The organism is Agrobacterium sp. T29 (assembly GCF_006970545.1).
In the GTDB taxonomy this organism is placed as follows: Bacteria; Pseudomonadota; Alphaproteobacteria; order Rhizobiales; family Rhizobiaceae; genus Agrobacterium; species Agrobacterium leguminum.
The window spans coordinates 1,082,530-1,097,123 of sequence record NZ_CP040640.1 but is presented as its reverse complement, the minus strand read 5'-3'; the positions used below and the strand labels follow the sequence as shown (position 1 = coordinate 1,097,123).

General features: G+C 60.7%; 14 protein-coding genes. 8 read left to right on the top strand and 6 right to left on the bottom strand.

Annotated elements, in window-relative coordinates:
• Positions 1 to 48: 48 nt before the first annotated feature.
• The 5 genes from FGF54_RS05625 to FGF54_RS05605 all read right to left on the bottom strand — a co-directional run bounded on the left by FGF54_RS05625 (position 49) and on the right by FGF54_RS05605 (position 4,167).
• A complete protein-coding gene (locus FGF54_RS05625; RefSeq protein ID WP_142779130.1) occupies positions 49 to 486 on the bottom strand; it encodes an RpiB/LacA/LacB family sugar-phosphate isomerase in 438 nt (145 codons plus the stop codon).
• Positions 487 to 546: 60 nt separating this feature from the next.
• Positions 547 to 1,191, bottom strand: a complete 645-nt coding sequence (gene dhaL, locus FGF54_RS05620) for a dihydroxyacetone kinase subunit DhaL (protein WP_142779129.1) — start codon at positions 1,189 to 1,191, stop codon at positions 547 to 549.
• A gap of 11 nt (positions 1,192 to 1,202) precedes the next feature.
• A complete protein-coding gene (locus tag FGF54_RS05615; protein ID WP_142779128.1) occupies positions 1,203 to 2,195 on the bottom strand; it encodes a dihydroxyacetone kinase subunit DhaK in 993 nt (330 codons plus the stop codon).
• 57 nt (positions 2,196 to 2,252) lie between these two features.
• Complete coding sequence (locus tag FGF54_RS05610; RefSeq protein ID WP_142779127.1) at positions 2,253 to 3,128, bottom strand: sugar phosphate isomerase/epimerase; 876 nt, start codon at positions 3,126 to 3,128, stop codon at positions 2,253 to 2,255.
• A gap of 151 nt (positions 3,129 to 3,279) precedes the next feature.
• Positions 3,280 to 4,167: a LysR substrate-binding domain-containing protein gene (locus FGF54_RS05605; RefSeq protein WP_142779126.1), complete on the bottom strand. Its 888-nt coding sequence runs from the start codon at positions 4,165 to 4,167 to the stop codon at positions 3,280 to 3,282.
• 169 nt (positions 4,168 to 4,336) lie between these two features.
• On the opposite strand from FGF54_RS05605, the gene FGF54_RS05600 reads away from it, so the two are divergent.
• The 8 genes from FGF54_RS05600 to FGF54_RS05565 all read left to right on the top strand — a co-directional run bounded on the left by FGF54_RS05600 (position 4,337) and on the right by FGF54_RS05565 (position 12,023).
• A complete protein-coding gene (locus tag FGF54_RS05600) occupies positions 4,337 to 5,098 on the top strand; it encodes an SDR family NAD(P)-dependent oxidoreductase (protein ID WP_142779125.1) in 762 nt (253 codons plus the stop codon).
• A 59-nt stretch (positions 5,099 to 5,157) separates the two neighbouring features.
• Positions 5,158 to 6,030 (top strand): transketolase, encoded by an 873-nt coding sequence (locus FGF54_RS05595; protein WP_142779124.1) that lies wholly within the window; start codon positions 5,158 to 5,160, stop codon positions 6,028 to 6,030.
• Entirely contained in the window at positions 6,027 to 7,058 is a 1,032-nt protein-coding gene (locus FGF54_RS05590) for a transketolase family protein (RefSeq protein WP_142779123.1), read from the top strand. Before FGF54_RS05595 ends, FGF54_RS05590 begins: the two co-directional genes overlap by 4 nt.
• Before the next feature lie 121 nt (positions 7,059 to 7,179).
• The gene (locus tag FGF54_RS05585) at positions 7,180 to 8,187 is read left to right on the top strand and encodes a TRAP transporter substrate-binding protein (RefSeq protein WP_142779122.1); all 1,008 of its coding nucleotides are present in this window, start codon (positions 7,180 to 7,182) and stop codon (positions 8,185 to 8,187) included.
• 120 nt (positions 8,188 to 8,307) lie between these two features.
• Entirely contained in the window at positions 8,308 to 8,841 is a 534-nt protein-coding gene (locus FGF54_RS05580) for a TRAP transporter small permease (protein ID WP_035261735.1), read from the top strand.
• Positions 8,838 to 10,097, top strand: a complete 1,260-nt coding sequence (locus FGF54_RS05575; protein ID WP_059752818.1) for a TRAP transporter large permease subunit — start codon at positions 8,838 to 8,840, stop codon at positions 10,095 to 10,097. Before FGF54_RS05580 ends, FGF54_RS05575 begins: the two co-directional genes overlap by 4 nt.
• Before the next feature lie 246 nt (positions 10,098 to 10,343).
• Positions 10,344 to 11,066 carry a transcriptional repressor LexA gene (gene lexA / locus FGF54_RS05570; protein WP_035261730.1) on the top strand — a complete coding sequence of 241 codons (723 nt, stop codon included), beginning with the start codon at positions 10,344 to 10,346 and terminating at the stop codon, positions 11,064 to 11,066.
• 279 nt (positions 11,067 to 11,345) lie between these two features.
• Positions 11,346 to 12,023, top strand: a complete 678-nt coding sequence (locus FGF54_RS05565; protein ID WP_142779121.1) for a glutathione S-transferase family protein — start codon at positions 11,346 to 11,348, stop codon at positions 12,021 to 12,023.
• Positions 12,024 to 12,043: 20 nt separating this feature from the next.
• On the opposite strand, the gene FGF54_RS05560 is transcribed toward FGF54_RS05565, so the two are convergent.
• On the bottom strand, positions 12,044 to 14,473 hold the full coding sequence (locus tag FGF54_RS05560; protein WP_142780147.1) for a ComEC/Rec2 family competence protein: 2,430 nt from the start codon (positions 14,471 to 14,473) through the stop codon (positions 12,044 to 12,046).
• Positions 14,474 to 14,594 lie beyond the last annotated feature (121 nt).

The window sequence follows — 14,594 nt, the reverse complement described above, 5'->3', positions numbered from 1 at the left end:
ATGCAAACGATCAGCTTCGCCGGGCCGGCCCGGTCACGCACCTATGGCTCACCGGTATGCATCGAGACGGTTTATCGCCTCCACGTTTTTCGCCGAAGATCCTTTCGGATCGAAATCCGATGCCAGCCAGGTGTCGACGATGGCTTTCGCCAGTTCCGGGCCGATCACGCGGGCGCCCATGGTGATGATCTGGGCGTTGTTGGATTTCGCCGCCCGTTCGGCGGAATAGGTGTCATGGGTCAAGGCGGCTCGGATGCCGGGCACCTTGTTGGCGGAAATGCACACGCCGATGCCGGTTCCGCAAAACAAGAGGCCGCGATCGAATTCACCGGCGATGATGCTGCCGGCCACGGCCTCGGCCAGATCGGCATAAAATCCGTCCTGACTTCGATCCACGACCGTCAGCCCTTGCCTGCCCGAGAGATGGGCGAGCACCGCATCCAGCAGGGGTTTTCCGGCGCTGTCGGCGCCCGCGACAATTCTCATTTCGATGTCTCCCGTTATTTGCGTGCGAGCCTCATGGGCTTCAGCCGCCATGTCCTGTTTTCAAGATTGCAATCTGGCCTGTGCGCCTTCGGCAAGGCTGCGCAGGATGAGCGCGCAGGAGGTGGCGCCCGCATCGAGAACACCGAGCGAGCGCTCGCCGAGACGGCTGGCGCGGCCGATCTTCGCCACGAGATTGATGGTCGAATCCCTGCCGGTTTCGGCGGCGGCGACAAGGGCTGCGGCGGCATCGTGGAATGACGCGCCCGAGGCGGTGGCGGTGTCGAATGCCGTAACGGCCGGCACCAGCGTATCCAGCAGCGTCTTGTCGCCCACCTTGGCCGAGCCGATGGAACTGACGCCTTCAAGACCGGCATGCAGCATTCTGCTGAAGGACAGCGCATCGATAATCTCGGCATTTTCGATTTTCTCGGCGAATTCCGTAAACATCACCCCATAAAGAGGCCCCATGGAGCCGCCGATTTCCGTCATCAGGATCGTGCCGAGCGTATCGAGCGCCTTGGCAAGCGAGGCGTCCTGCCCTCTCAGCCGGTCTGCCGCCATGCCGAATCCCTTGGCCATGTTCACGCCATGGTCGCCATCGCCGATTTTACCGTCGATCTCGCTGAGATAGGCGCGGTTTTCGATGATCCTTTCGGCCATGGAGAGAACGATGTCGCCGGCCTTGGCGTTCTGAAAAGACTGCATGAATTTTCTCCTCACAGCATAACGGTGCAAAGCGCCTCGGCATCGAGCAGCGGTTTCAGCTCGTCATCCAGCGCCATCACGGTCAAAGTCGCACCCACCATCTCAAGCGACGTGAAATAGTTGCCGATATAGGTTTTGTGGATTTTCAGGCCACGCGCCGAAATCTCGGATTCTATCGTGTCGTTGAGGATGTAGAGTTCGTTGACGGGCGTCGCACCAAGCCCGGAGACCAGCACCGCCACCTCGCTGCCGGCCGGCAGGTTGTGATCGTCGAGCACGATCTTGCACATGTCCTTCGCCACCTCAGCGGCGGATTTCAGCTTCTCGACGCGAACGCCGGGTTCGCCATGGTGGCCTATGCCCACTTCCATCGCGCCCGGTTCGATCTGGAAGTTGGGATGGCCGACCGCCGGCAGGGTGCAGGGGCCGAGACCGACGCCGATCGAACGGCAATTGTCGATAGCCTTCTGGGCGGTGGCGCGCACCTCCTCCAGCGAAGCGCCGCTTGCCGCCTTGGCGCCGCCGATCTTCCACATGAAGATTTCGCCGGCGACGCCGCGGCGTTTCTCACGCTCCTCGGGGGCAGCGGAACACACATCGTCATTGGCGACGACGGTGGCGATCTCGATGCCGTCTTTGGCGGCGAGTTTTGTCGCCATCTTCACATTCATATTGTCGCCGGCATAGTTGCCGTAGAGCACGATCACACCCCTGCCGCCATTGGCTTCGCGGATCGCGTCGTGAAAGCTCTTGGCCGTGGGTGATGAAAACAATTCGCCGACGGCGACGGCATCCAGCATGTTGCGGCCGGTGTAGCCGATAAAGGCCGGCTCATGGCCCGAGCCGCCGCCCGTGACCACGCCGACCTTGCCGGCGACCGGCGCGCCCCTGGCAACGACGACACGCGGATTCTCCGCAAGGCGCACGATGTCGCGATGGGCCTTGACGAAGCCCTTCACCGTATCCTCGACCACCTCGTCGGGGTTATTCACAAATCTCTGCATTACTCTCCTCCTTTATGCCGTCTACGCGCCAGCCCCTATCGCTTCTCGGGCCGCCTCTCAGGCGACAGCGGCCGAGCTTGCGGCTCCGCCCCCGGCCAATCCTCTTTTGACCGCGTCAAGCGAAACCGTCAGCGCCTGCTCTATTTCCCGAAGCGATGCGGGGCTGATACGCCTTACCGGCTGGGCATCCGCGCGACGGTGAAGGCGCGCTGGAAACTCGATGCTGATCGGCATCTCCGGCTTTTTGGCAATCTCACCGAGCAGCTTGCCGCAATCGATATCGCCCTCGCCCACCGGCACGAAAAACCAGCCTTCCGGCGCGTGCTTCACATCCTTGATATGTGCGTGAACCGAGGCGGGCAGCGCCGCCACCGCGTCATCGGCAAAATTCTTGAGGTGCGGACGGTGGGACGCGGTATTGGCCGCGTCATAATTCAGCCCAAGCCATGGGGAGCCGAAACGCCGCGTGAGCGCGACGCCCTCCTGCGCGATGTTGAAAAGGTTGTCGCTGCCATCGCCGGGATTTTCCAGCCCGATCACGATGCCGAAGGCTTCGGCACGGCGCAGAAGCACCTCGATATTGCGCAGGAACCGGTCTTCGCGCTGCCGGGCCGAGGCATTGGTGGCGATTACCCTCGCGCCGATTCCCGCCGCAAAAGCCATTCTACCGGTAAAAATTTCAACGGAATCGTCCAGTCCAAGATCGATATGCGACGACATGGCATGGCAACCGAGCCCGGCATCATCAAGCGAGCGGCGCCATGACGCCATTTCAGCCGGCAGGAACGCGCTTTCATCGAATGGTTCGGTGTAACCGACGATAAAGGCTGGCTCCACATGGCGAAAACCGATCCTGGCGATGCTCTCCAGCATCTCCTCGCGCCCATAGCCGTCATATGGCGCGCCGGACGCCGATATGATGCGATCTTTCATGCAATCCTCCCCTTGAGCCGCAGCCGAAGGGACGATGCCAATCACGCTGCAACCTCATTATTCCGACCGGAAAATGACGGAGAGGTCCGCTCGTGAGCAAGCGGAAAAAATTAACGCGCCAGTGAATTCAATTCACGTAACAGCCGCATTCCTATTCAAATGCGGGATCCTGAAGATCTTCGATCAGCCAGTCAGCAAACCGTCTTGCCAGCCTGCGCTGGCTGCCGGACTTGGGATAAGCGAGATAATGGCCGACATAGTGAAGGTCCTGCGTCGCGCCGCTCAGGGGTGCGACCAGCCGCCCGGATTTTATCTCGCGATGGGCAAGCCGTGTCGATTCCAGCGCCACGCCGACGCCATTGGCGGCGGCATCGATCGCCAGGAAACTGCGGTCGAAACTCATGGCCTGAATGGGCGGCTTGCCCAGCCCATTGGCCTCGAACCAGTCCGGCCATTGCAGACGTTTGTTGTCGCTTCGAATAAGCAATTGCCGGTTCAAATCCCGGGATGTCCTGATCTCGTCCGCGAGCGCCGGCGAGCACAGCGGCGTGACACGCTCGCTGCCCAGCGGAATGATGATGAGATCGTCTCCCTGCGGTTCGCCGTAGATGATATCGGCATCGAATTCACCATCGACGAAACGCACATAGGCGGTGCTGGCCGCCAGCCGCACCTCGATCCCCGGATTGGCGTTCAAGAATTGCGGCAGGCGCGGAGACAATACCTGCGCCGCATAGCTCGGCGCGCAATGCAGGCGCAGAAGATGGGAGCGGTTGGAGGACACCACCTCGATGCCCTGCCGCAACTCCTCGAAGGCGTTCGATGCATGTGTCAGAAGCGTCTGCCCCGCCGCCGTCAGGCGCACGGTTCGCGTGGTGCGCTCGAAAAGCGGCGTACCGAGCACCCTTTCGAGCTTGACGATCGCATGGCTGACGGCGCTCGCCGACAGGTTGAGTTCATCGGCAGCGGCGCGGAATGAGCCGAGCCGGGCGGCGGATTCGAAGGCGCGGATGGAGGTGAGTGAAATGCCGTTCAACATTCGATTACTGAAGCAGATTCATGAGATGATGTAAACTTCGCGTTTGAAGCGCCCTCTGCCCATCTGCAATATCGAGGCTGCATTCGTCGCAGGATGGAATGCGGCGGCAGGTCGGGAGCACCGCCGTCAAGCGTATGGAGCCGGCCCGCCCGGCTTGGGAGGATTGCTTATGTTGTTGAATGGAAAGACTGCGGTTATTTCAGGCGCCGCCAGCAAACGCGGCATCGGCCGCGCCACGGCGGAACTTTTCGCCCGCCACGGCGCCCGCGTCGCCATCGTGGATCTCGATGAAGCCGGCAGCATCGAAGCCGCGGCCTCGCTTGAAAAAGTGGATGGCGGCGAGCATGTCGGCGTCGGCGGCAATGTGGCGGATCGTGCCTCCTGCGAGGCGGCCGCGCAAAAAGTCATCGCCGCTTTCGGCAAAATCGATATCCTCATCAATAATGCCGGCATTACCCAGCCGGTGAAGACGCTCGACATTACCGGCGCGGACTGGCAGCGCATCGTCGATGTCAACATGACCGGTGTGCTGAATTTTAGCCAGGCCTTCATTCCCAATATGCGCGACAATGGCGGCGGCTCGATTGCCTGCATGTCGTCGGTCTCCGCACAGCGTGGCGGCGGCATTTTCGGCGGGCCGCATTATTCGGCGGCCAAGGCGGGCGTTCTCGGTCTCGCAAAGGCCATGGCGCGTGAATTCGGTCCCGACGGCATTCGCGTCAACTCCGTCACTCCCGGCCTGATCCAGACCGACATTACAGGCGGCAAGCTGACCGACGACATGCGCCGCGACATTCTCAAGGGCATTCCGCTCAACCGTCTCGGCGACGCCATCGATGTCGCCAATATCTATCTCTTCCTCGCCTCGGACCTCTCCTCCTACGTCACCGGTGCGGTTGTCGACGTGAATGGCGGAATGCTCATTCACTGAAAACCACCTGTCGAAGCCGGGAAACCGGCTTCGATTTTTCTGACCGGGAGGAGGAAACCATGGCTCAGGGATATCGGCACGCAGATGCAACGAAGGAAGCGGCGCTGGCGAATGTATCGCTGGCGGAACGTGCCTGGCGCATCCGGCGCAACGCCCTTTTGATGGGTGAGGTGCAGGGACAGGGTTATGTCGGTCAGGCGCTCGGCATTGCCGATGTTCTGGCGGTGGCCTGGTTTCACACCATGCGTTACCGGGCGGACGATCCGCATTGGGAAGGCCGCGACCGGTTTCTGCTCTCCATCGGCCATTATGCGATTGCGCTTTACGCAGCGCTCATCGAGGCGGGCATCATTCCGGAAGATGAGCTGGAGACCTATGGCTGCGACGGCTCGCGCCTGCCCATGTCCGGCATGGCCTCCTATACGCCGGGCATGGAAATCACCGGCGGATCGCTCGGCCATGGGCTCGGCATTGCGGTGGGCATGGCTCTCGGCCTCAAGCGCAAGAATTCCGACCGGTTCATCATCAACCTGATGTCGGATGGCGAATTGGGCGAAGGTTCCACCTGGGAAGCCGCCATGGGCGCATCCCATCACAGGCTCGGCAATCTCATCAATCTCGTGGATTTCAACAATCAGCAGGCGGACGGCCCTTCCCGCGAGATGCTGTCCTCTGAACCTGTGGACGCCAAATTCGCGGCCTTCGGCTGGCATGTGCAGCGCGTGGACGGCAACGATATCGACAAGGTTCGAGAGGCCTTCGATATCGCCATGTCACTCACCGATGACAGGCCGCGCGCCATCATTTTCGATACCCGGATGGGCCGCGGCGTGCCCTTTCTCGAAAACCGCGAAATCACCCATTTCATTCGCGTGGAAGCACATGAATGGAAGCTGGCGCTCGACGCGCTTGAAGAAGGACGGCCGCAATGAGTGCAGCAGCTCCGCAGAAGCGCCTCACCACATCGGCGATGATCGCCTCCATCGCCGCCGAAGGCCAGCCGACACGGCCTGCGCCCTTCGGTCACGCTCTTGTTCAGCTGGCGAAGGAACGCGAGAATATTGTCGGCCTCACCGCCGATCTCGGCAAATATACCGACCTGCATATTTTCGCCAAAGCCTTTCCCGAGCGCTTTTATCAGATGGGCATGGCCGAGCAGCTTTTGATGAGCACTGCGGCCGGTCTGTCGCGCGAAGGTTTCGTGCCCTTCGCCACCACCTATGCGGTCTTCGCCGCCCGCCGCGCCTATGATTTCATCGCCATGGCGATTGCCGAGGAAAACCTGCCGGTGAAGATCGTCTGCGCCCTGCCCGGCCTGACGACGGGTTACGGCCCCAGCCATCAGGCAACCGACGATTTGGCGATTTTTCGCGCGCTGCCGAACATGACGATCATCGACCCGTGCGACGCCACTGACATAGAAGGCGCAGTACCGGCGATTACGGATTATAACGGCCCCGTTTATATGCGCCTGCTGCGTGGCCAGGTGCCGGTGGTGCTGGAAGAATATGGCTATCGCTTCGAACTCGGCAAGGCGAAGCTTATCCGCGATGGTGCGCAGGTCCTTTTCATATCGTCCGGCATATTGACGATGCGGGTTCTCGAAGCGGCTGCCCTGCTTGAAAAGGAGGGCGTCGGCTGTGCCGTGCTGCATTCCCCCACCATCAAGCCGCTCGATACCGCCTCGATCTTCGCGGAAGTGGACCGGGCGGATCGTCTGGTCATCGTGGCGGAAAACCACAGCGAAATCGGCGGGCTTGGCGAGGCCGTGGCAATGGCGCTGATGAAAAGCGGCCGGGCGCCGCGCCTGCGGCAGATCGCCCTGCCCGATGCTTTTCTGGATGCGGGTGCGTTGCCCACCCTGCATGACCGCTACGGCATCTCGACGGCGATGATCGTGGCGCGCGCAAGGGCGTGGCTGGAGAATGAAAGTTTTGAAGTACCGCGCGGTTCGGTCTAAAGGCTGAAGCTGAAACATGGTGCGGAATCAGCCGGAGGGAGCCGGCGGTTTCAAGTGAGTGGAGCGCGTTATCCGCGTGATCGGACAACGCCGAGGGTGTTTAAATCCAGGGAGGAGAAAAATGAGTATTTCCATCAACAGGCGTATGTTCCTGACCGGTACCGGACTGGCACTGGCTGCGCCGACCATTCTGACGACAGCCCGCAACGCCCGGGCTGCCACGACGCTGACGCTCGGCCATGGGGCTGCGCCGGGCAATCCACGCACGCTCGCGGCCGCGAAATTCGCGGAACTCGTTGCCCAGAAAACCGAAGGCCGCGTGGCGATCAATGTCGCCGGTTCGGAAACGCTTGGCAGCGACGCCGCCATGCTGACCAGCCTGCGCACCGGGGCGCTGGATTTCACTGCCAACAGCCAGGGTCCGGTTTCGAGCGTTGTTCCTGAACTTGCGGCGCTCGGCCTGCCCTTCCTGTTCAGCAATGCCGATCAGGCGATCAAGGTGCTCGAAGGCGATGTCGGCGCATCGCTCGATGCGCGTTTCCAGAAGGTCGGCATCGTGCCGCTCGACTGGTGGGACAACGGCATCCGCCATGTCTCCAATTCCAAACACGCCATCACCAAGCCGCAGGACGTCGCGGGCCTGAAAATCCGTACCCCCGCCGACCCGATGACCATGGATATTTTCAAGGCGCTGGATGCGGCGACGGTTCAGATTGCCTTCGGCGAACTCTACATCGCGCTTCAGCAGGGCGTCGTCGACGGGCAGGAAAATCCGCTGGTGAATATCGAAAGCTCCAAGCTTTACGAGGTCAACAAACATATCAGCCTCACCGCCCATAAATGGGAATCCACCCCGTTCCTGATGTCCAAATTCGCCGAGGGGCGGCTGGGCAAGGATTTCGAGGCGGTCAAGGCGGCTGCGAAGGAGGCCGGAGCGCTTCAGCGCAAACTCTCGGCGGAAAAGGCAAGCGCGTCTCTGGCCGCCTTCAAGGCCAATGCCGCCATCGAGGTGGTGGAAGACATCGACCACGCCGCTTTCGCGAAAGCGACCGCGCAGGTGCTGGAGACATGGAAGCAGAAGCCCTTCGGCGATTTCGTCGCCGAGCTGGAAAAGGCCGCCAAGGGCTGACGATCAGGATGCCGGGCCGGTTCATGCCGCCCGGCCTCACCTTCATGTCCACCGACAGGATCGGCGGGAGCCTCGCTCACGCCGACATTCATACGGTTTCAGTTTTCAGGAGATGCGCCAATGCTCGAAGGAGCCTTGTCCGCCGCCAATCGCGTTGACAGTTTCATCGCCATCCTCTGCCGCATCATCATCGTGGCAACCGGCATTCTGCTCACGGTCATTATGACCGCAAACGTCATCGTCCGCTATCTATCGACATCCGGCGGGCTGGACTTTGCGGAAGAATTGCCGACCATGCTGTTTCCATGGTTCATCGTCGCCGGCATTACCCTTGCCGCGCAGAGCGGCGCGCATATGGCGGTTGAATGGATCTATGACAAGTTCGACGAACGCGGCAAGGTGGCGGTTCTGCTGTTCGCCAATCTCGTGACGGTCGCAAGCTTCGTCATTCTCGCGCAGCAGGCGCTTGTCGTCGCCGAGATCGCCGGCGCGGAAATCAGCCCTGTGCTGCAGCTGCCCAACAGCATCGGATATTATTCCATCGCCTTCGGCGCAGCACTGGTCTCGGTCACCACCGCAACAGCAAGCCTGCGCATTCTCTCCGGCGGCTGGCATGCCCGCCCGCACGGTGCAACCGAGGAGATGCCGCTATGACCATCGTGATGATCATTGCATTTTGTATTCTCATGATGATTGCGGTTCCGGTCGGCTATGCGCTGATCATCTCTGCCGGCGTCGCCGTACTGTGGAACGGTTATGTGCCGCTTTCGATCGTGGCGCAGCAGGTTTACGACCAGACGCAGTCTTTCCCGATGCTGGCGCTGCCGTTCTTCATGCTCGCGGGAACGCTGATGCTCGGCGGCAAACTCGGCACCCAGCTTCTCGAACTCGCCTCCAAGGCCATGCAGCGCTGGCGCGGCGGCCCGCTTTCCACCACCGTCATTTCGTCGGTCGTGTTCGGCGGCGTTTCCGGCTCGGCGGTCGCCAATGCGAGTGCGCTCGGCTCGGTGCTCATTCCATGGCAGAAGCGCCAGGGCTACCCCGCTCCCCTCTGTGCGGCCAACAATGCCACCTCGGCCGTCATCGACGTGCTCATTCCGCCGTCGATCCCGATGATCCTCTATTCGCTGGTCAGCGGCGTCAGCATCGCCAATCTGTTCATCGCCGGCATTTTGCCGGGCCTGCTCATGGCCGTTGGTTTCATCTTCGTCTGCTGGGCCATTGCCGTGCGGCGTGGCTATGCGGTGCGTGACGAACGCATCCGCAAGCGCGATCTGGCACTACTTGCATTCCGCAGCCTGCCGGCGATCCTCCTGCCGATCCTCATCATCCTCGGCCTGCGCTTCGGCTTTGCAACGCCGACCGAAGTGGCCGTTCTTTCCGTCGTCTATTCGCTCGTGCTCAGCATCTTCTTTTATCGCGATCTGACGTGGAAGCGTTTCTGCGACAATTTCGTCGAGGCTGGCTCCGCAACCGGCGTCGTCATGCTGGTCATCATGGGCAGTGCGGCGGTGGGCTGGGTGCTCACCTTCGATCAGGCGCCCCAGCATTTCGCCACCTGGGTGGCCGAGAATATCTCCAACCCGATCCTGATCATTCTCATGATGAACATCCTGATGCTGATCATCGGCATGCCGCTCGATCTGCCGCCATCGATCCTGCTGCTCGGACCGATCTTCGTGCCGCTTGCGGATATGATCGGGCTCGACCGGGTGCAGCTCGGCATGATGATGGTCATCAATCTCGGTATCGGGCTCTATACGCCACCGATCGGCACCACGCTCTTCATCTCGTCCTCCATCGCCAGAGCGCCGCTCGGCGCGACGACGAGGGAATTGTGGCCATTCTTCACCATGGCGATGCTGCTTCTCATCGCGGTCAGCTTCATTCCTGCGCTCACGATCTACTGACATAAGAGCTGTAGCAAACGGCAGCCGGAAACCACCGGCCGGGTCTACCCGGTCGGTGGTTTCTGGTATTCAAGATGCGGCTTACATCGTTCAATCTGCTTTGTTCATGGTTTCGACGATCAAATCACGATCTGCGATGCACCCTTCACGAAATTTTAGGGGATTGCGGAACACATATGGAACATATAGTGTTCGTTCTGTATTTGTTTCGCGACTTCAACGACGATTCTCAAGGGTGTTTTCCTCATGCTCACGCGCAAACAGCAGGAATTGCTTCTCTTCATTCATGAAAGAATGAAAGAGTCCGGCGTGCCGCCCTCCTTCGATGAAATGAAGGACGCACTCGATCTCGCTTCCAAATCCGGCATCCACCGGCTGATCACCGCACTCGAAGAGCGCGGCTTCATTCGCCGGCTACCTAACAGGGCGCGGGCGCTGGAAGTTATCAAATTGCCTGAGGCCTATGCTCCGGGTGCAAGGCCACAGCGCGGCTTCTCGCCGAGCGTCATCGAAGGCAGTCTCGGCAAGCCGAAGACGCCGGAGCCGGCCCCTGCCCCCAAGGCGCCGGCCAATGATCTCGGCGGCGCCGTCACCGTGCCGGTCATGGGCCGCATCGCCGCCGGTGTGCCGATTTCCGCCATCCAGAACAACACCCATGATGTGGCCGTGCCGGTGGACATGCTCGGTTCGGGCGAACATTACGCTCTTGAGGTCAAGGGCGACTCGATGATCGAGGCCGGCATTTTTGATGGCGATACCGTCATCATCCGCAACGGCAATACGGCCAATCCGGGCGATATCGTCGTAGCACTGGTGGATGATGAAGAAGCGACCCTGAAGCGTTTCCGCCGCAAGGGAGCCTCCATCGCTCTGGAAGCGGCCAATCCCGCCTATGAGACCCGCATTTTCGGACCGGACCGGGTGAAAATCCAGGGCAAGCTGGTTGGTCTGATCCGCCGCTACCATTAATTGGCAGCCCGCCTTTTTTTCGCTATGGGCGTCATCGAGAAGATGACGCTCCCTTTGAGGCATCTTGGCTTGTTTCCTGGAACAACGTGGCTCTGCGGAAGTAAAGAGAGGGTACGTTTCGCTCTCGTCTCCGGGCGGTGACGCGGGTTTGCCTTTTTCTTTCTCCCTGCCCTCAACTTCCCATTCATCAACGCGGCTTATGGGAGCCATGGATTATTTGCAATATTCCAAGGCCCATCCGTCGGTATAGAAATGCGCGTCATATCGGGGAAACACGTCATGTACGATCTTTATATCGCCAACAAGAACTATTCCTCATGGTCGCTGCGGCCCTGGGTATTGATGCGCACGCTCGGCATCGCCTTCGATGAAAAACTCGTTCCCTTCGGCGAAGGCGTTTCCTTCTCCACCTTCTCGCCGACCGGCAAGGTGCCCTGCCTTGTCGATGAGGACGTGACGGTTTGGGAATCGCTGTCGATCGCCGAATATCTGGCGGAAAGACATCAGGGCGTCTGGGCGAGCGACAAGCAGGCAAGGGCCTGGTCACGGTCGGCGGCGAGCGAAATGCATGCGGGCTTTTCCTCGCTGCGCAATCTCTACCCCATGTCGGTCGGCATTCGCGTAAAACCGAAGGGTGGCGATGCCGGGCTTGCGGCCGATATAAAGCGCATCGATATGCTGTGGAGCGAAGGCCTCGCGAAATTCGGCGGACCTTATCTTGCCGGCCAGAAATTCACGGCGGTCGATGCCTTCTTCTGCCCGGTGGCATTTCGTTTCCAGACTTATGGCGCGGAACTTTCCCCTGCGGCGAAAACCTATTGCGACCGGCTGCTCGCCCTTCCCGCCATGCGCGAATGGTACGAGGCCGGGCTTAAGGAAGTCTGGCGCGATGCGGCGCATGAAGAGGAAATTAGCGGGATCGGCGAATTGACCGCGGATCTGCGCATCAAGGCCTGACGGTCCATGCTGGCGGCGCTCTATTGCGATGCCGCCAGCAACCGCATGACGGCATCAGGCACGTCGCGATCGAAACGGCCGCTTTTCCAGTCGTAATAGCGATGTTCGCTCCAGGGCCTGTCCATTCCGACGATTGCGGCGCGCAGCCTGCCGACTACCCCTGCCTGATCGCTGCCGGCGAAGTCCATTTCCAGCGAACCGATCCGCCGCAGGATATCGCGGTTCAGCAGAAGTGCGCCCGAGCGGCATTGGGAGAAGGACGTTCTGCGGGAGACGATAACGATATCGGCAATATCGCAAGCCTTTCCAGCAAAGCGGCCATCTTCCAGAACGATGATCCATTCGCCGCTTCCCGCGCGCGCAACGCACCATGTGCCTTTGCTGCAGGTGAAAACACCGGGCTCGGCGTCTCTCAGGGCCGCTGTCATCTGCCGTGCAACTGCACTCATCTCTTGCGGTTCAAGCTTCGCCTTCGAGGTCAACGCCACGGTTTTTGCCGTGGCCTCGGTCTTGAGAAAGACCGGCGGCACAGGCTGTTCCGGCAAAAGCAGCGCCCTTTGCCACTGGCCATAAACGAAACCCTGCGGCTGAGCCTTCGTCGTGTAGGCTTTGCCGTCCTCCAGCAGCGCCACCAGCTCGCCATCCTCATGAACAAGCAAATCGGGCGGATCGCGATAGGCCGTGGCGGACGACAGGCCGAAGGCGAGGAATAGAAGCGGCATGCCCAGAAGCGCAAGCCGGCTGCGCAGCAATGTCAGCAGCAGAAAACCAGCCGAGGCAAGCCCCAGAAACCACCCGTGAGGCCGGCCCGTCGCAGCGCTTCCGCCCCAGGACGCCACCTCCTGCGCAACCTCGATGACGAGGGCCATGCCGTATCCCATGACCTTCAGAAATGGTGCGTCTAGCCCGAAAGGCATCAGCAGCATGGCGACAAGGCCGAAAGGCATGACGATCAGCGACATCAGCGGCATGGCGGCCAGATTGGCGAAAAGTCCATAGGTGGTGACACGCTGAAAATGCTCGACCGAATAGATCGCCGTCGAAAGACCACCGATCAGCGACGTCGTGATGACACCGCCGATAATGGCGCCCGCCGTTTGCGCCACCGTCATCCATGCCGGTTTGCGTCCGATGAACAGACGCTCGCGATCGATACGCCAGCGGCTCCAGGCGGCATAGGAGGCGACGAGCGCGATGGTCGCGGCAAAAGACATCTGAAAGCTCGGGCCCATGATTTCCGAGGGCGAAAAAGCGAGAATGACCAAAGCGGAAAGCGCGACATTCCTGAGGCTGAGCGAAGGTTGATCGAACAGCACCGCGATCAGCATCACCGACATCATCAGCCAGGCGCGTTCGGCGGAAACGGCAAAACCTGAAATCAGGTAATAGGCAAGCGTCATCAAGAGCGCGGCGAAAGCCGAAATCTTCTTCACGGGCCAGCGCTGCGCAAATGCCGGAAAAAGGCTGAAGGCAAGCCTCAGCCCCACGAAGAATATGCCCGACGCCAGCGCCATGTTGAGCCCGGATATGGCGACGATATGGGCAAGGCCGGAGAGCCGTAACGCTTCCATCGTTTCGGCGGATATGGCCTGTCTCTCATCGGTGACGATGGAGGCGGCAAAGGCGCCGGCATCGCCGCCGATGGTGTTGCGAATGCGTTCGGCAATGACGGTGCGAAGGCCATAGAGCCGCATGTCGGCCCATTCCAGCCAGTTCGTCTTCGCGTCGATGCCGGGTGGAGTTACCGTCTGTGGCGGCTTATAGAAGAATCCGGTCGCGCCTATGCCCCTGAAATAGGAGGCGAAGGCGAAATCGTTGAGCCCCGGCAAGGCCGGGCCAGATGGCGGCGAAAGTCGCGCCTTGCCACGAATGGTCGCGCCGAGTGCGGCGGGCTCGCCTCCCCCGCGTGACAGGAGCGAGACCTTGCCCGGCGGGCGTGACAATGCCGGCGCTTCCGTTGCGGTTAGTTGCACCACATATCGCCAGTCCCCGCGCGCATCCACCTCCCGGCGGGTCACCGTGCCGGTAATGGTGGTGGTGACGGGCGTATCCAGCACCACCGTTCCCGCACGCCATGTTTCGACCCCGGCGAAAAGCATGCCCAGCAAAAGCAGCGCGAAAAGGCCGCAGGCCGTCGCTGTGAATTCCGAGCGATATTTCGCGAAGAACGCCAGACCGGCGGCGATGAGACATGTAATCGCCAGAACGGAGAATGAAGGCGAGGTATTGAGGGAAAACCAGAGGATCGCACCGCAGCCGATGAAAACCGGGACGAAAAGAAAATCGTGGCCGAATGCGCGCTCCTCGGCGAAGCATGCGGCGATTTTTTGAGAGGCGACAGCTCGCAGGTTCGGCTTGCCGACAAGGGCGGGCATGTCATATGTCGCAACATCGCCGGTTCTGCGAAGCGGATAAAGGATTTCCGCCGTGCCGGGCAAATCGCCCTGCATCGTTTCGGCATATCTGAAATGCTGTTTTTCCCCTTGACCGAGCAATCCGCGCCGCGCCCCTGCCGCACCGGGAACAGGTTTGCAGGCGGATGCGAGGGATTGCAATCCTTTCCTTTAACCC